The sequence below is a fragment of the Pontibacter kalidii genome (genome assembly GCF_026278245.1).
Classification (GTDB): domain Bacteria; phylum Bacteroidota; class Bacteroidia; order Cytophagales; family Hymenobacteraceae; genus Pontibacter; species Pontibacter kalidii.
The window spans coordinates 839,024-855,431 of record NZ_CP111079.1 but is presented as its reverse complement, the minus strand read 5'-3'; the positions used below and the strand labels follow the sequence as shown (position 1 = coordinate 855,431).

The following is a 16,408-nucleotide window of genomic DNA, read 5'->3' as shown; positions in this document are numbered from 1 at the left end:
ACCATTGCCCTAGGGGCTCTGGTTGAGGTAGTTGTATCAATGGCATAATTATAGTTTCTTTAGGTGCTGTAAATGTAAGTGTATGCAGTTAAAAAAGGCCTCCGTACTGTTAGTAGATGATGACACCGATGTGCTGACCGCTGTTCGGCTGTTGCTGCGGCCACACGTGCGGGACATCGCCGTGGAGAAAAACCCGGACGCGCTTCCCGCCCTGCTCCGGCAGCAAAGCTTCGACCTGATCCTGCTGGACATGAACTTTAAGAGCGCCCTGAACACGGGCAACGAGGGTTTATACTGGCTCCGGAAGATAAAGGAACTGAAGCCGGATGTGGCCGTGATCATGATCACAGCTTATGGCGACATCGACCTGGCCATACGCTCCCTGAAAGAAGGCGCGGCAGACTTTGTGGTAAAGCCCTGGCATAACGACAAACTGCTGGCTATTCTGGCCGACGCTGTAGGAACAAAAAGTAAGGGTACCCCCTCCAGCGCGACAGAAAGCACTGCGGAGATCTTTGGCACGGAGCTGTTGGGTACTTCAGAGGCCATGCAGGATATCTTCCTGAAGATCCGAAAGGTAGCCCCCACCGATGCCAATATCCTGATTTTGGGTGAGAACGGCACCGGAAAGGAACTGGTGGCTAAAGCGATACACCATTTTTCCCTACGGGCAACTAAGCCCTATGTTAAAGTGGATGTGGGCGCCCTGACCGAATCGCTGTTCGAGAGTGAGCTGTTTGGCCACAAAAAAGGCGCTTTCACGGATGCCCGCGAAGACCGCGCCGGCAGGTTTGAGGCAGCCAACGGGGGTACGATTTTCCTGGATGAGATTGGCAACATCTCGCTGCACCAACAGGCCAAGCTGCTTAGCGTGCTGCAGAACCGGCAGGTTATCCGCCTGGGCACCAACGAGGCGGTGAATGTTGACGTGCGCCTGCTTTGCGCCACCAACGTGCCCCTGGCAGAGCTGGCGAACGAGTCCCGCTTCCGTAAAGACCTTGTCTACCGCATCAACACCGTGGAGATCACCATTCCGCCCTTGCGGAAAAGGGGCAATGACATCCTACTGTTGGCCAGACATTTTGCCGCTGTGTATGCCGATAAGTACATGAAACCTGCACCTGAGCTCAGTAAAACCGCCCTGGAGAAGCTGCTGCAATACCACTACCCGGGCAACGTGCGGGAACTGCAGTACGCCATAGAGCGCGCCGTAATCATGGCCGATGGCCCCGTGCTGCAGGCCGACGACATTATTTTCTCCCCCATCGAGTTGGCACCGGTAGAGGAAAAGCAGACGGAGGAAAGTAACCTGGAGGAACTCGAGCGGGTTACCATCAACCGGGTGCTGCAAAAGCATGGCGGTAACCTGACCAGGGCCTCCAAAGAGTTGGGTATCACCCGTACCGCCCTGTACCGAAGACTTGGCAAGTATGGGCTTTAAGGGGTTTGACTGGGATGTGCTGCTGCGGGTGGCCTTGCTCCTCCTTACCCTGAGTGCGCCGGCAATCGCCATCATCAACGGCTGGTCGGAGGCGCTCGTGTTCATACTTCCCATCATTGCTTACCAGGTGGCCGACCTGATCCGGTTTGTCAGAAAGTCGCAGGATGAGCTGAACCAGTTCATCGAGTCGGTGCATTACCGGGACTTCTCCAGGTTTTATAATGAGCAGTACCCCAGCGCCAGGCTACAGTTGCTGCACAAGGGTTTCAACGAGATCAACTCCACCCTTAAAAGTATCAACAAGGAGAAGGAAAGCCAGCACCTGCACCTGCAGAAGATCATGGAGCTGGTCGAGACCGGCATCCTGTCTTACGACACCGAAAGCGGTGAGGTGGTGCTGATGAACGACTCGCTGAAAAAGCTCCTGCACCTGCCTTTCATGAAGACGATCCACCACCTGGAGAAGCGGGACCAGGAGCTCTACCAGGCCGTGCAGGAGCTGCAGCCAGGCCGCTCCAAGATCGCCACGGCTTATACTTCCAACTTCGAGAAAAGCACCCTGAAAGTACTGCTCTCGGCCACCGCCTTCCGGAGCGAGGGACGCACCTTTAAACTGGTGGCTTTCCAGAACGTGAGCGAGGCCCTGGACGAAACGGAATCCCGAGCTTGGCAGAAGCTGCTGAACGTGATGACGCACGAGATCATGAACTCTGTGGCCCCTATCGCCTCCCTGGCCGATACCTTGAAAACCCGCCTGCACGAAACGGCCGCCACCGGCCCCTCGCCGCACGACCTGGAGGACTTTGAGCTGAGCGTGACCACCATTAAGAACCGGAGTGTGGGCCTGCTGCGCTTTGCCGAAGTATACCGCAACCTGAACCGCATCACCAAACTGAACCTGGCAGATGTGGCGGTGAAAGAGGTGTTTGCCAACTTAAGACACCTGATGCACCCGACCATGGCTCAGAAAAACATTGCGCTGGAGATCTCGCTGGAAGACCCTACGCTGCGCCTGCAGGCCGATAAAAACCTGCTCGACCAAGTGCTCATCAACCTGCTGGTGAATGCCATGGAGGCGGTAAAAGGGCAGCCGGAGCCGGCCATTGTGTTGTCGGCCTATACTTCTGGAGAGAACACGTTTATCAGAATTGCGGACAATGGCGCCGGGATGTCGCGAGAGGTGCAGGAGAAGATCTTCATCCCATTCTTCAGCACCCGCAAGAATGGCACCGGCATTGGCCTGAGCCTGTGTAAGCAGATCATCATGCTCCATTCCGGCTCTATCCAGGTGCAGTCGGCTGAGGGAGAGGGGACGGCATTTCTGCTGCGCTTCCCGCCTAACCGGTAATTGGTTTATACTTTCCTGCACCCGCTTTTATACCTGCATTGCCATACTTTATTAACTACCTTTGTAGCTGCAAAGTATACTAGCACATGAAGCTGATCGGAAACATCAACGATATAAAGTACACCCGCGAGAACAGGAACCAGGACATCGCCCTGCACATCAGCAGGATGGAGTACATCACGCACAAAAAGGACGGCCGCTTCTTCCAGCCCTTCGACCTGGAGGTGGAGCTGGAAGACCCTATAGTGCTTACCGGCGACCGCCTGGCCCGCATCCAGAACAAACTCCTGGCGGAAGGCGAGTATGAGTTTGAGGTGTACGATAAGGAAGGCGATGCGTACACGCTGAACCCCGATAAGCAGCTATCCTTAAGTATAGAATACGATTTTGACGCGGATGTAACGATCCTCTCCTCTTTATACTATACCGTGACGGTATCGAACGAGGAATTTAAGGAGTTGAAGGCGGAGCACATCAGGCAGAAGAAACAGCAGCAGAAAGGGCGCGGCAAGAAAGGCAGGTAGTTTATACTTTACCTAAAGAGACACGGCCTCTGCGCCTGCTAAAGTTTATACTTTATAGCGGGCGCAGAGGCCGTTTTTATACTTTGAGGGTGCTTAGGGTTTACTGCCCTTGCTGGCTTGTTTGACCCACCAGCAGTGCTTCGGAGGGCTTAAAGTTCTCCGCTCCAGTTACTTTATACTTTGCAGCAGCCGCGCGGAGAACTTTATATACTTTACACCTTCAGTTCATACTTTTGGACAATAATCAGGAAGCAAACACCTCCTCCGGGTTTTTGAATGCTTTGAACTCCAGCGGATTGCCGCTCAAATCGAGAACGAACATGGTGCGCTGCTCCCCCACCTGCCCCTCGTAGCGCGTGTGCGCCTTCACCACAAATTTAATATCATGCTGCTGCAGCCTTTCCTGCAACTGATCGAACTGCTCATAATTCAGGATGCAGCCAAAGTGCGGCACCGGCACGCTCACGCCGTCTACCTTGCCGCAGTAATCCAGCTCCGGGATGTTAGCGCTTACGTGGCCCGAGAGCTGGTGCCCGAAAAAGTCGAAGTCGATCCATTGCTCGGTGCTCCGGCCCTCCCGGCAGCCCAGGATATCCACATAAAACCTGCGGGTGGAAGCGATGTCTCTTATCTTGAAAGCGTAGTGGAAAGGGTTCATGCTAGTATCCTTTGATTCGTGAAACAAGATTGAGGAGCGGCTCGCCGTTCCGAAGCCTGTCGTAGTTTTCCAGGATCTGCCCCACCGCCGACTCGGGGTTGGTCACGCTGGCGATGTGCGGCGTCACGTGTATCCTGGGGTGCGCCCAGAACGGGTGGTTTTTCGGGAGCGGCTCCTCCCGGAACACATCCAGGCTGGCGCCCGCCAGATGGCCTGCTTCTATCATCTCCAGCAGGTCCTCATCGACCAGGTGCTCACCGCGCGCCACGTTGATCACGTAAGCGTTCTGCGGCAGCTTCTGGAACGTTTCTTTGTTCAGGATATTGGCCGTTTCCGGTGTAAGGGGCAGCAGGCAAATGAGGACATTGGCGGTAGCCAGGAAGGCATCCAGTTCCGCAGCCCCCGCGTATACTTTTATACTTCCCAGCTGCTTGGGGGAGTTTGCCCAGCCCGTTACCCTGAAGCCGATGCTGCTGAGGCGGCGGGCCACCTCCGTGCCGAGCGTGCCGATTCCCATCACGCCTACGGTTACTTCCTCGTTTCTCCTGTACCGCAGCGGCTCCCAGTTCCGCTCGTGCTCGGCGGCTTTGTACTGGTGCAGGTCGCGCAGGTGGTTCAGCACTAGGGCCATGGTAAAATTGGCCATGTCGCTGGTCAGGTTCTCGTCTTTGATGCGGGTGATCTGCACCGGCTCAGGTATGGCCGGATCCTTCAGGATATGGTCTACCCCCGCCCCTAAGGAAGAGATGCATTTTAGGTTCGGGTATTCGGTGAAGGCCCCCAGTGGGTGGTTCCAGGCCAGGGCAAAAGTTACGTCCTCGCGCGGCTGGTCATCCGGGTAGATGCGCACATCCAGCTCCGGCCTTTCCGCTTTCAGCGCTTTCACCCAGGGATTCAGGTCTCTGCCCTGGCTAAAAATAGAAATTGACATAAGTATGTTTCAGTATCAGCAGCTGCTTTATATTTTAGGATAGGAATTTGCAGCTACAGCCTCTAAGTTACAACCTATCCGCTTAAGAGCAGGCATGAAGTCGCCTAAAAATCAGGAATGCTTTGGGTCAGGATTAAAGTTTGAAGGCACCCTGGCCCGGGTACTAAAAAAATAACCTGCCTCAAGTCGGACTTGAGGCAGGTCTTTCTCTTTGCTTTCCGAACAAACGTAATTGTAATCGTCGCAAAGCTTCTACAAGCTTTAATCAGGCTTTCACCTGTCTGATCGAAAATAAAAGATGTATACTCTTTATACGAAGCACCTTACGGGAGGTTATGCTGTCGTGTCCTGCCCCTGTTGCCTGCCCAGGTAGATGGCATAGCCAATCAGGCCGAAGGCGGCGGCGAAGAGTAGATACTGCTGCTCCTTAACCGATAGCCCTTTGTAAAAGTCTAGTCCCTTTGTTGGGTCTTTGATGATGTCTGCCAGTTGAGAAGGGTCCTGTACAAGACTCCGCAGGGAGGTATTTGTCAATGAGTTTTCCATGTGTTCGTAGCTGTTTTAATGATCTTTTAGTAGATACGTCAGCAATAGTGGATTAGATATACCCGGCGCTGTTCTGTGTGAGGTGGAGGAGGCTATGAGCCAGGATTTCCGGAGTTGTACGGACAGGCAGGATGGATAACCACGACCATTTATACTTGCCGCGCCGGAGCATAATAGGAGCCAAGAGGTATAACACAAGAGTAAAAGGGCAATTAAAGCCTTCCAGGACAAGTATAAACTACCAAGTTTTGAAATAAGATTAAGAGCATTCCCCAACTAATTCCGCCTCATACTTGTTACCTTCAAGGCCACGCAAGTATACGCGCGTGCGGCAGAACATCCACCTAAACCAGAAACCTATGAAGAGCCTTCGCTCCGACAACTATAAAAAAGAATTCGTGACCACCTTTCCCGGCGACGAGACCGGCGACCTGACGCCCCGCCAGACCCCGGGCGTGCTGTACAGCAAAGCCGTCCCCACCCCTGTGGAGAAGGTAACCCTGCTGGCCTGGTCTGATGAATTGGCCGCAGAGCTGGGAATAAAGAAACCGGAAGAGCAGCAGGAGCTGGATATACTGGGCGGCAACTATGTGACCGATGCCATGTACCCCTACGCCGCCTGCTACGCCGGCCACCAGTTCGGCGGCTGGGCCGGACAGCTGGGCGACGGCCGGGCCATTACCCTGGGCGAGTGGCAAGCGCCGGAAGGAAAGACCTTCGAGCTGCAACTGAAAGGCGGTGGCCCTACGGCCTACTCCCGCCGCGCCGATGGCCGGGCGGTGCTGCGCTCCTCGGTGCGTGAGTACCTGATGAGCGAGGCCATGCACTACCTCGGCATCCCGACCACCCGCGCCCTGAGCCTGGTGGCTACCGGCGAGCCCGTGCTGCGCGACATGTTCTACAACGGCAACGCCGCCTACGAGCCCGGCGCCATCGTGATGCGCGTGGCTCCGAGCTTCCTGCGTTTCGGCAACTTTGAGCTGCTGAACGCCCGCAAGGAGCACGAGCACCTGCGCCAGCTCGTAGACTGGACCATCAGCCGCTATTACCCCCACATAGCGGGTGAAGACAAAGTGATGACGTTCTTCAAGGAGGTGGTGGAGCGCACCGCCAGCCTGATGGTGGAGTGGCAGCGCGTGGGATTTGTGCATGGCGTGATGAACACGGATAACATGTCCATACTTGGCCTCACGATAGACTATGGCCCCTACTCCTTCTTGGACGATTACGACCCGGACTTTACCCCCAACACCACCGACCTGCCGGGCAGAAGGTATGCCTTTGGCAAACAGCCTAGCATCGCCTACTGGAACCTGGGTTGCCTGGCGGCAGCGCTACTGCCCCTGGTGGAGAAAGATCAATTACTGACTGCGCTGGAAAGCTACAAGGAAGTATACTGGCGGAAGTACTATGCCATGATGGGCAACAAGCTGGGCCTGGATAAGCTTAAGAGCGGCGATACGGACCTGATCACGCAGTTTGAGCAGACGCTGGCCGCCCTCAAGCCCGACATGACCATCTTCTTCCAGCTCCTGATCGATCTGCCGCTGTTCATGGGCAGTGCCCAGGAAGTGGCCACCTACTTTAAAGAGAGTTTGTACGATGAGCTGAGCGAGGAGCAGCAGCAGGCGCTGTATTCTTTAATTGAGAACTACCTGGAGCGCCTCAACACGAATACGATCACGCGCCAGGCCTCGCAGGAGTTGATGCGCAAAACCAACCCGCGCTTCATCCTTCGCAACTACCTGCTGCACCAAGCCATAGAGGAGCTGGAGAAAGGCGAAACGGCGCTGTTCGAAAAATTGCAGCAAGCGCTTCGGGAGCCATACTCCGATAAACATGACGAATTCTTTGAGACAAGGCCGGGGTGGGCCACGCAGAAGGCCGGATGCTCCATGCTGTCGTGCAGTTCGTAATCATTTCCTGCAGCAAGCCTTTTACCTCATGCCTGAAATACCAATGGGTAAAAGGCTTGCTTTCGGTTGAACTATAACAGAAAAACCTTCAACTCTTCACTAGCCTCAAAGCTACTCCTGCAGAAGCCTCATTAAACAATCTATTATATTTTTCTCACCTTCTACCGTTTCTATTTGGCCCATTCTTTTTACCTGTTAGCTTTGTTTTTTTCAACTCCCGCAATTAAAGCACCTGATACCCAAACAGAAAGTAAGAAGCAATCGTATTTAACTTAACAAAGTTTAAATAAAACTTAACAAAGACAACACAATATCACCTTTGTTGTTTCTTTATTAAATATTTATAAAAAATATTCTTATAATCATTTTTTACACCCTAGACCCATAGCAAACTCGTTAAAACCGAGATTGGTTCATGGTATAGAAAATTAGGCTTGGTATGTTTCTGACTGCATAGCCTTCCGATATTAGTTCCATTTGGCTTCACCTAAGCATCAATTAGTGCAAATTGTACGCTCGATTCCGTGTTCTCAACCTACTTATACTCTTTATAGTATGCGAAGCCCTGAAAACAACCTGTTCTTAACTATAATCTACAAATACCAGCCATACTGGCCATTATTTTTAGCGATCTTAATTGTTTCCCTCATCGGGACATGGGGGTATCTAAGTTTTTTTGCAACCCCTACTTATGAGGTCTCAGCTTCATTGATCATCAAAGATGAAAAGAAGGGAGTTAACGATTCTAAAATGACGGAATCTATAGATGCATTTACCTCTAATAACATTATTGAAAATGAGATAAAAGTACTCTACTCCCGTGCGTTAATGAAGAATGTAGTAAATGACCTGCATCTGTATGCACCGGTGTTTGAAGAAGGAAAGCTAAAGACCACTTCGGCTTATACTTCATCTCCTGTCCAAATTAGAGTGCAATCCCCGGATAAGCTTAAAGAAGCATCAAAAATATACTTCACTGTGGACGAGGTGCATGGAGAAATTAAGATTGATAGTGACGTTTATCCTCTCGGAGAATGGGTTAGGACACCATTTGGTGTGTTACAATTTGTAACCAATGAAAAGCGGACTAATTTGGATACAAACCCGCTCTACTTTTCTCTAGTCAAGCCGAAAAAAATAACTGAAGAGTTATTTAAAAGCATAAATATTGAGGCGGAGAATAAACTTTCCACAGTTATAAATTTCACCATGTATGATCCGGTGCCTGAGCGAGGCGAAGACATTTTGAATGCGCTTATAAAGACCTACAATAGGGTAGCAATTAGCGAGAGAAATAGGCTGGCCGCTAATACACTCGAGTTTGTGGAGGGCCGAATTAAGCTTGTAGAAAAAGAACTAGAAAACCTTGAGAGTCAGGTTGTAAAATACAAATCAACAAAAGGCGTAATAAATCTAAGTGAACAGGGAAGATTATATTTAGAAAGTGTAGGCAACATTGATCAAAAATTAGGTGAAATCAGCCTGCAGCTAGCCGTTCTTGAAAAGGTAGAAAGTTACGTAATCTCAAAAAACAAATCGGCAGGTATAGTACCATCTACCTTGGGTGTCAACGACCCTGTCCTGTCGCAGCTTCTACACAAATTGTATAACGCAGAAATTGAGTATCAGAAACTAAAAAATACAACAGCTGAAAATAACCCTATATTGATTTTACTAGCTGAAGAGATTGAAAAAGTGCGTCCCAGTATACTGGAAAATATAAGCAACCAACGTGCGGCACTGCTGGCGAGCCGTGCCAACCTTACCTCTACAAACAGCCAATATCAAACCTCTTTAAAGTCTATACCTCAACAGGAAAGAGAGCTAATGGAGATTAGCCGACAGCAAGCCATAAAAAATAATGCCTACAGTTTTCTTTTGCAGAAAAGGGAGGAAACGGTTCTCTCGTACGCCCCGAGCGCTGGCGATAGCAGAATCGTGGATATGGCTGAATCTTCATCCATACCTGTCAGTCCTAAACCTACGCGTTTATATCTGATAGCGGTAATTTTCTCGCTTGCTTCGGCTGTTTCTACTGTCACGGTTAAAGAACTCTTCAATAGGAAGCTCTTATTCAGATCAGAAATCGAAGAGCATGTGCATGCACCTATTGTTGCGGAACTGTCTCTCATGAAGCAGGAAAAGGGAGGAATATTTAAGGCACCTACAGCGATTCCGACTGTGGAGCAGTTCAGAAAGCTAAGAATTAACATGGGACTGTATGGTAAATGTAACAAGAAGAAGATTATGGTTACCTCCAGTATCCCTGGCGAAGGCAAGAGCTTTGTCAGCTCGAATTTAGCTTACAATCTGGCCTGTTCTGGAAAGAAAGTGGTGCTTGTTGATTTTGACTTAAGGAATCCTAATACTTCCGTGCTTTTCGACATGTACAAGCAGGAAGGCATCATAGAGTACCTTTTTGGTGGAGCAACGTCTGAATCAATAGTAAAAAGTACCCCATTCATCCATCTGAACGTGGTGCCGGCTGGTATAGCTATAGGCGACCATACAGACCTGATCTTGAATGGAAAATTTAAGGCGCTCTTCAGCTACTTAGAGAAGAAGTTCGATTACATCATTGTAGATACGCCACCAATAGACCTGGTTTCAGATGCCTATGTTCTCTCTAAATATTGTGACGTAACACTGCTGGTAATGAGACATGCCCATACACCCAAAAACTTGGTTCAGGACCTTTCTCAAAACGATGTACTGAAGGCATTAAACAATGTGGCATTAGTATTTAATGGCGTTAAACCCAGGGGCTTTGTAAAAGGCCAATACGGCTATGGCTACGGTTACGGACGGGCAAGTATGTACAAAGACAAGACTTACCAGGCAAGGAAAGTGAAAGTTGGAGCATAATCTAATTTATACTTTGGAAGTAGTGCCATATAAGTACTTATTCTAAACATTTCTGATATGGATAAAGGTCTTACTTTGCCTTAGTACATATAAAGTGTTCAAGTTCAGAAGGGGAATTAAGCTTCCCACTAATCACCCATTTTAAGTTTCCTACAACCATTTTTCTCCGGTTACCAGATGTGACTGAGATAGGCGAAGCCTTGGACAATTAGGAAGATCGAGATACCTTTTTGGAACCAGGCTTTATTATGTGCTAGTACTGTACAGCTAAATTCACAAACATCGAAAAACTGAAAATGCTAAGGAATAATTTCTCTGCAAACTTAGAAGTAATGGGGCCAATTCAGTTAAAGCAAGAACTACAGGAGAAACTGAAATTACTAGGTGGTAAGCCTATGCGAGATGGCCTTGTTATAGGAATATTAGGCAGAGATGGGTGCGGGAAGTCTACTTTTATCAACGAGATAGCGGCAGGGCCATTAGGTTCTCTATTCAAGAATACAGTTACTTTCAAAAAAATGCCTGCTATTCTCTATAAAGGCGCTATACTAAACAAGAACGAAGGCTATCATTTTTCTAAGCCACACCAATATAAAGAAAGAGGTATCCTTGCTTCTTTCCTCAAGCTAAACCTTCTTCTAATTGAATTTATGCTTGGTTACTGGTTAAAAGTATACCCTTTTAAGGCAAAGTCGCACCTCGTTTTGTATGATCGTTACTTTGTTGATGTATTAGCTGATCCGCTACGCTATCGCATAAAGGGGAATAAATTTTATATCAAACTCATACATCATATTCTCCCGAAACCGGACCTCTGGATAATACTTGACCTTCCGACAGAGGTGCTACTACAACGAAAACAGGAGCTAAATTTCGAAATGGCAGAGAAGTTAAGGTATGAATATTTGAACCTCCACAGATTCCTCTCTAACTGCACTGTCATTAACAATGAACAAGATATGAAACAAACGGCACAACAAGCCACAGCAGTCATTTTGGATCATGTGTTACAAAGTAAAACGACCTTGAATTAGTGAGCCTTTATGAATTTCGAGCACTTGATTCCTGATGAGAGAGAGAAAGGAGAAACGCGCATAGAGCAATGCCATCTGGTACTGCTGAGAATGTTTAAGATATTCGATTTGCTGTGTCGGAAACACCAGATTCAGTATTTTTTATGCAGCGGCACACTAAAAGCGGCTGTCATTTACAAAGGGTTCAAGCCTTGGGACGATGACCTGGATGTAGGCATGACACGGGAAAACTATGAAAAGTTTGTGCAGCACGCCGTGCCCGAACTTCCTGGGGATATCTTCTTTCAGACACCCGAAACAGATGCTTTCTTTCCTGACTGCCACCGGGTGGAAGCCAAATTGCGAGACAAGTATAGCAGCTACAATATGCCGGAAAGTATGCAGCAGGTAAAGTGGCACTGCGGTTTAATGCTCGACATACTTGTTTTTGACAAAGCGTTTCTGCCACATAATTTTTTCATTTACCTGCAGAACCGTCTGCTCATCTTTTTCCTGCAGCGCAATGGCAACAAGGCCCGCGCTCGTGTGCTCCGCTGGATAACACAGCATACACCGATTCCGCTGGTGTATGCTAGCAGCTTTATCAACAGCCGCCAGATGGTAAAACTCGGGGCAAACTATTTTAAAGAAGAGGAAATCTCGGAGCTAGTAGAAATAGAGTTTAAAGGCGTAAGCACCTATATCCCAAAGGGCTGGCACCGTTACCTAACTAGGCGCTACGGCAACTACCTGCAGCCGCCTCCACCTGAAAAGCAAAAAGGTCACCACAGTATCGGTATACCTGATCCTTTCACCCCCTGCCACCACACTGAGGTTCTTCACTGGAAGGACAGACAGCAAGCACACGTCGTTGTTGAGCCGATAAAAGTATAGCAGGCATGTATCAAAATGTTTATGTCATAGGCGTCTTCGACCTCTTCCATAGAGGACACACCGAGCTACTGCGTAAAGCTAAAGCCCTCGGGCAAAGGCTCATCGTTGCGGTAAACGGAGATGAGATGGTAGCAGAATACAAGCGAAAGCCATTCCACTCGGAACAGGATAGGCTTGCCATAATCAAGGCCTGCAAGTATGTCGATGAAGCCTTCATCATCAGAGAGTACGATAATAAACCCTACCTTGAAAAGTATAAAATTGAGGCGATCGTGCACGGTGATGATTGGGAACGGCACAGCTATTTAGAGCAGATAAGGGTTACAGAGCAATACCTGAAAACACGCAACATCGAGATGGTTTTGGTTCCTTATACCTCCGGTATCAGCACCTCCAGCCTCATTGAGAAGATCAAAGGAAACAGGTATTGCCAAAACAAAACGGTTCAGCTTCCCACCATTTTCCAGGTGAATGAGAACATCCTCGATAAAATTCCGCTCTTTTTAAAACAAGCCAAGCTTACCTTCAAGCACATACTGGTTATATCCGGCAGTACCAGCTCGCTGGTCTATGCCAAAATCATACTTCAGACCCTGGAGGCAGATCACTTGATCGCTTATCGGAACAACGAGGAGACGGTAGAAGAACTAAAAGAATATTGTTTAACAAAAAACATTGACTTGCTTATTGGTGTTGGCGGCGGCTCTATCCTGGATATTGCAAAGCGGGTAAGTTTGCTGGCCGATATAGAGAATCTGCTTGTTCCCACCATTATCTCGAACGACGGGCTGGTGTCGCCCATAGCCGTTATCAAAGACAACCAGGGCCAAACCCTAAGTTTGCCTGGCAGAACTCCTTTCGGCGCGGTTATAGACATCAGCATCATCCGCAACTCTCCAACTAAATTTCTGCAGGCTGCCGCAGGCGATATCCTTTCGAATATTTCGGCAACAAACGATTGGGTCTTGGCCGCTCGAAACAAGGGAGAGCCGATTCATGACTTGGCTTACATGCTGTCGCGAAGCGCTGCCTTTGCACTTGTTCACCACGAGTCGAAAGACATCCGAAACAGAAATTTCTTAAAACAGGTGATCTATTGCCAGATCAACTCCGGTCTGTCTATGGCCCTGGCAGGTACCAGCCGCCCATGCAGCGGAAGCGAACACCTGATCAGTCATGCCATAGATTATAATAACCTTTCCGAAACGACGCTGCACGGGTATCAGGTCGGCTCCATCAGCATCTTTTGCCTTTACCTGCAGAAAAAGCTGGATGCCAAGTGTATCAACTACGCCCAGGAGCTTAATATCCCGCTGGCGTTCCATCTGCTGGATGAAAAGCTGGCAGACAAACTTTCCATGATCTATGAAACTTCCTTTAAGATGAGGCCCGGGCGGTTTACGGTGCTTGATACCTGTAAAAACATGCAGTTTGAAGATGTATACAACGAGTTTCTTGTCTTTCTGGAAAGATTTAAAGTATACGACACCTCGTACCATTTGTCCTGATCTTCTAAGTGAAGTAGGAACGTTAACACCAAAAGTATAATCTAGGAAGTAAGTCTACTCTAAAAAAGCCTGAGATGAATTTTGAACACCTCTTCCCTGACGAGCGAGAGAAAGAAAGTGACCGTTTCAGGCAGTGCCAGCTGGTAATGTTGAGAATGTTCAAGATCCTGGATTTCCTGTGCCGCAAACACCAGATCCAGTACTTTTTAAACGGAGGCACCTTACTGGGCGCCATCCGCCATCAGGGCATGATTCCGTGGGACGATGACCTGGACGTGGGCATGACGCGGGAAAATTACGAGAAGTTCGTCGAATTCGCTGTTCCCGAGTTGCCACAGGATATTTTTTTCCAGAGCGATGAGACCGACCGTTACTTTCCTGCAGGTCATATAATTGAAGCAAAGCTAAGAGACAAGTACAGCAGCTATGTCCGTCGTGCTGAAGACAAAGCATCCTGGTTGAAATGGCATGATGGCTTGCAGGTAGATATTGCCGTTTTTGATCAGGCTTATTTGCCGCATAATTTTTTCATCTACCTGCAAAACCGGCTGCTCATCTTTTTTCTGCAGCGCAAAAGCAATAAAGCCCGCGCGCGCGCGCTCCGCTGGATAGCCCGGCATTCACCGATTCCACTGGTGTATGCCAGCAGCTATATCAACAACCGCCGGATGGTTAAACTGGGCAAATATTATATCAAGGAACAAGAACTGGCAGAACTGCTTGAAACAGACTTCGAAGGCATGAAGGCTTACATCCCTATAGGCTGGGATAATTACCTGGCCAGGCGGTATGGCAACTATATGCAGCCACCTCCTCCCGAAAAGCAGAAAGGCCACCATAGCATTGATGTTCCGAACCCGTTTATACCATGTGATCATACTGAAATCTTGTATTGGTAACAAAACATCGAATGGAGCACTTCAATTGAGCGAATAGTTCGGCATTTAAATGTCAGCATTATGATATGTTAACTAAAACCACGGTGTCCGGGAGGGAAGATGTACAAATAGCGGAGGTTTCCGTGACTGTAGAAGTATTGGTCGGTTCCAAGGCACTGGAATTATTATCTGATAATCTGTTTTTAGAGAAGTGGGATTCACTTTACCATACTTGTCCGTGGGCCACCATTTACCAAAGCAAAGAATTTGTCATCAATTGGTATAGAGTATACCACGAGAAAAATACCCCCATACTTGTCAGAGCTGCTTGCGGAGCAGAATTAGTAGGCCTTTTACCTCTATGTAAGAAAGAAGCTGATTTGATTCTTGGGATTGGGGAGTATCATGTTTGGATTTCAAAAGTATGGAATGGAAACTCTTTTATAGAAAAAGCACTGCTAGAAATATGGAAGGAGTTTCCTGGCGCAAACTTCCAATTCAGGTTTTTACCTGGTGCAGCACCACTCAAGTGGTTAGCAAGACCACAATGGAAAAAAAGGTGTGTGCTCTTAACGTATGCTCAACCATTATTAGCTCTTGATAAGACCTATATTTCACAAGAACTCAGAAAGAAAAACAGGCGCGAAAAGATCAACCGGCTAAAAAGATTGGGGGATCTTCAATTTGTGCACGTCGAAGATAAAGAGACCTTTTCAAACATATTCGATGATATTGCTGCGCAATATGATTTTCGCAAAGGAGCGATGTACAACAAATCGCGCTTTTTCAGCTCTCCTTTAGCAAAACAATTTCTGTTGGCTTTATTCGATGCAGGACTCGTTCATGTCACCATCTTGAAAGTTAACGATGCTATCATTGCCTCCAATGTCGGAACAATAGGAAAACCGTGGGTACATCTATGCGGCATGAACACGCACTCCCCGCCCTATTCAAAATACTCTCCCGGTATCCTGCATTTTTTGATGTTGTGCAGGTTCTTGGCCGAAGAGGGTTTTAAGACGTTTGACTTAACTCCCGGAGGTGATAGTTATAAAAACCTTTTAGCAAATAAGCAGGCTGTCGCATATGAATTAAGAATTGCGGGGAGCACGAAGTATTATTTGCAAAGTGTCGTTACCATGAAGGTGGATGAGCAACTAAGTAATGAGAGTAGTATTTTAAACAGGCTGGTTAGAGCAGGTATTTTGCCTGCGTTTCCGAGAAACGACAAGCAAAAAGCGTTTCGAAACTTATTGGTTTATCTGGAACGACTACAAAACGCCAAACGAAAAGGACCGGGTCCTCTTTTCAGAGAACTAGTACCTTCTACAGGAAAGAACAAAAGGTATACTATCTATAAAGTTAATGCTCACGCAGTAGGTAACAACAGAGCCTCGGTTCAAAAGGATAATCTTCACGATCTGCTAAATTATAAGCCAACCGGGCGGGATCTGACAAAGTATGAATTTTTATCTGACGCCATGAGGAAGCTGGAAAATGGTTCTCATGTTTACACCATTTCAGATAATCATTCCTTGATATTTTGTATTTGGGCTATCAACCAATCCAACAGCATGGCTCCTTCCATTGCTTATAGTGCGATCCCTCCCCAAAGCGATTCTATTATCCTTTATGATAGTTATTGTCAGTATCAATTGAAGGATCAGATAGAGAGCTTCATCGAGGCGACCGTAGTAAGAATGCTAAGTGAGTGCCTTATAAGTAGTATCTATTTTGCTGCTGATACCAGGGATCGTATCCTGAATGAAAGGGTTAAAAAAGCTGACTTTGTTCAGATAGTAGGTAAAAATGAGATACCGAGGAAAGACTAAATATATTTCGCATTGCTTTAGTTATTGCCTCAATTTGAAAGTTCCGATGACCTA

At 48.1% G+C, this 16,408-nt stretch carries 13 protein-coding genes; 10 read left to right on the top strand and 3 right to left on the bottom strand.

What is annotated here, in order from left to right:
- The first annotated feature begins 82 nt into the window (after positions 1-82).
- From OH144_RS03530 to OH144_RS03520, 3 genes are all read left to right on the top strand, one after another.
- Positions 83-1,441 (top strand): sigma-54-dependent transcriptional regulator, encoded by a 1,359-nt coding sequence (locus OH144_RS03530; protein WP_266204914.1) that lies wholly within the window; start codon positions 83-85, stop codon positions 1,439-1,441.
- Positions 1,431-2,789, top strand: coding sequence for a sensor histidine kinase (locus tag OH144_RS03525; protein ID WP_266204913.1), 1,359 nt, complete (start codon positions 1,431-1,433; stop codon positions 2,787-2,789). The genes OH144_RS03530 and OH144_RS03525 overlap by 11 nt, the downstream gene beginning before the upstream one ends.
- Positions 2,790-2,875: 86 nt before the next feature.
- Positions 2,876-3,313 carry a hypothetical protein gene (locus OH144_RS03520; protein ID WP_266204912.1) on the top strand — a complete coding sequence of 146 codons (438 nt, stop codon included), beginning with the start codon at positions 2,876-2,878 and terminating at the stop codon, positions 3,311-3,313.
- Between the two features lie 244 nt (positions 3,314-3,557).
- Here the strand turns inward: OH144_RS03520 and OH144_RS03515 are convergent, their stop codons facing one another.
- From OH144_RS03515 to OH144_RS03505, 3 genes are all read right to left on the bottom strand, one after another.
- Positions 3,558-3,971 carry a VOC family protein gene (locus tag OH144_RS03515; protein ID WP_266204911.1) on the bottom strand — a complete coding sequence of 138 codons (414 nt, stop codon included), beginning with the start codon at positions 3,969-3,971 and terminating at the stop codon, positions 3,558-3,560.
- A 1-nt stretch (position 3,972) separates the two neighbouring features.
- Positions 3,973-4,902, bottom strand: a complete 930-nt coding sequence (locus tag OH144_RS03510) for a 2-hydroxyacid dehydrogenase (protein ID WP_266204910.1) — start codon at positions 4,900-4,902, stop codon at positions 3,973-3,975.
- 333 nt (positions 4,903-5,235) lie between these two features.
- Complete coding sequence (locus tag OH144_RS03505) at positions 5,236-5,448, bottom strand: hypothetical protein (protein ID WP_266204909.1); 213 nt, start codon at positions 5,446-5,448, stop codon at positions 5,236-5,238.
- 359 nt (positions 5,449-5,807) lie between these two features.
- On the opposite strand from OH144_RS03505, the gene OH144_RS03500 reads away from it, so the two are divergent.
- The 7 genes from OH144_RS03500 (at position 5,808) to OH144_RS03470 (ending at position 16,354) form a co-directional block, all read left to right on the top strand.
- Positions 5,808-7,364, top strand: coding sequence for a protein adenylyltransferase SelO (locus OH144_RS03500; RefSeq protein ID WP_266204908.1), 1,557 nt, complete (start codon positions 5,808-5,810; stop codon positions 7,362-7,364).
- 555 nt (positions 7,365-7,919) lie between these two features.
- Positions 7,920-10,229, top strand: a complete 2,310-nt coding sequence (locus OH144_RS03495; RefSeq protein ID WP_266204907.1) for a GumC family protein — start codon at positions 7,920-7,922, stop codon at positions 10,227-10,229.
- Positions 10,230-10,525: 296 nt separating this feature from the next.
- Complete coding sequence (locus OH144_RS03490; RefSeq protein ID WP_266204906.1) at positions 10,526-11,263, top strand: nucleoside/nucleotide kinase family protein; 738 nt, start codon at positions 10,526-10,528, stop codon at positions 11,261-11,263.
- Positions 11,264-11,272: 9 nt separating this feature from the next.
- Entirely contained in the window at positions 11,273-12,136 is an 864-nt protein-coding gene (locus OH144_RS03485) for a LicD family protein (RefSeq protein WP_266204905.1), read from the top strand.
- Between the two features lie 5 nt (positions 12,137-12,141).
- On the top strand, positions 12,142-13,644 hold the full coding sequence (locus tag OH144_RS03480) for an iron-containing alcohol dehydrogenase (RefSeq protein ID WP_266204904.1): 1,503 nt from the start codon (positions 12,142-12,144) through the stop codon (positions 13,642-13,644).
- 74 nt (positions 13,645-13,718) lie between these two features.
- Positions 13,719-14,543 (top strand): LicD family protein, encoded by an 825-nt coding sequence (locus OH144_RS03475; RefSeq protein ID WP_266204903.1) that lies wholly within the window; start codon positions 13,719-13,721, stop codon positions 14,541-14,543.
- 65 nt (positions 14,544-14,608) lie between these two features.
- On the top strand, positions 14,609-16,354 hold the full coding sequence (locus tag OH144_RS03470; protein ID WP_266204902.1) for a GNAT family N-acetyltransferase: 1,746 nt from the start codon (positions 14,609-14,611) through the stop codon (positions 16,352-16,354).
- Positions 16,355-16,408: the final 54 nt, after the last annotated feature.

Bases quoted from the DNA above. Each gene is read 5' to 3' on its own strand.
- OH144_RS03495 (WP_266204907.1), top strand. From the start codon at position 7,920: ATGCGAAGCCCTGAAAACAACCTGTTCTTAACTATAATCTACAAATAC.
- OH144_RS03500 (WP_266204908.1), top strand. From the start codon at position 5,808: ATGAAGAGCCTTCGCTCCGACAACTATAAAAAAGAATTCGTGACCACC.
- OH144_RS03505 (WP_266204909.1), bottom strand. From the start codon at position 5,448: ATGGAAAACTCATTGACAAATACCTCCCTGCGGAGTCTTGTACAGGAC.
- OH144_RS03470 (WP_266204902.1), top strand. From the start codon at position 14,609: ATGTTAACTAAAACCACGGTGTCCGGGAGGGAAGATGTACAAATAGCG.
- OH144_RS03525 (WP_266204913.1), top strand. From the start codon at position 1,431: ATGGGCTTTAAGGGGTTTGACTGGGATGTGCTGCTGCGGGTGGCCTTG.
- OH144_RS03520 (WP_266204912.1), top strand. From the start codon at position 2,876: ATGAAGCTGATCGGAAACATCAACGATATAAAGTACACCCGCGAGAAC.
- OH144_RS03485 (WP_266204905.1), top strand. From the start codon at position 11,273: ATGAATTTCGAGCACTTGATTCCTGATGAGAGAGAGAAAGGAGAAACG.
- OH144_RS03475 (WP_266204903.1), top strand. From the start codon at position 13,719: ATGAATTTTGAACACCTCTTCCCTGACGAGCGAGAGAAAGAAAGTGAC.
- OH144_RS03530 (WP_266204914.1), top strand. From the start codon at position 83: ATGCAGTTAAAAAAGGCCTCCGTACTGTTAGTAGATGATGACACCGAT.
- OH144_RS03515 (WP_266204911.1), bottom strand. From the start codon at position 3,971: ATGAACCCTTTCCACTACGCTTTCAAGATAAGAGACATCGCTTCCACC.
- OH144_RS03480 (WP_266204904.1), top strand. From the start codon at position 12,142: ATGTATCAAAATGTTTATGTCATAGGCGTCTTCGACCTCTTCCATAGA.
- OH144_RS03510 (WP_266204910.1), bottom strand. From the start codon at position 4,902: ATGTCAATTTCTATTTTTAGCCAGGGCAGAGACCTGAATCCCTGGGTG.
- OH144_RS03490 (WP_266204906.1), top strand. From the start codon at position 10,526: ATGCTAAGGAATAATTTCTCTGCAAACTTAGAAGTAATGGGGCCAATT.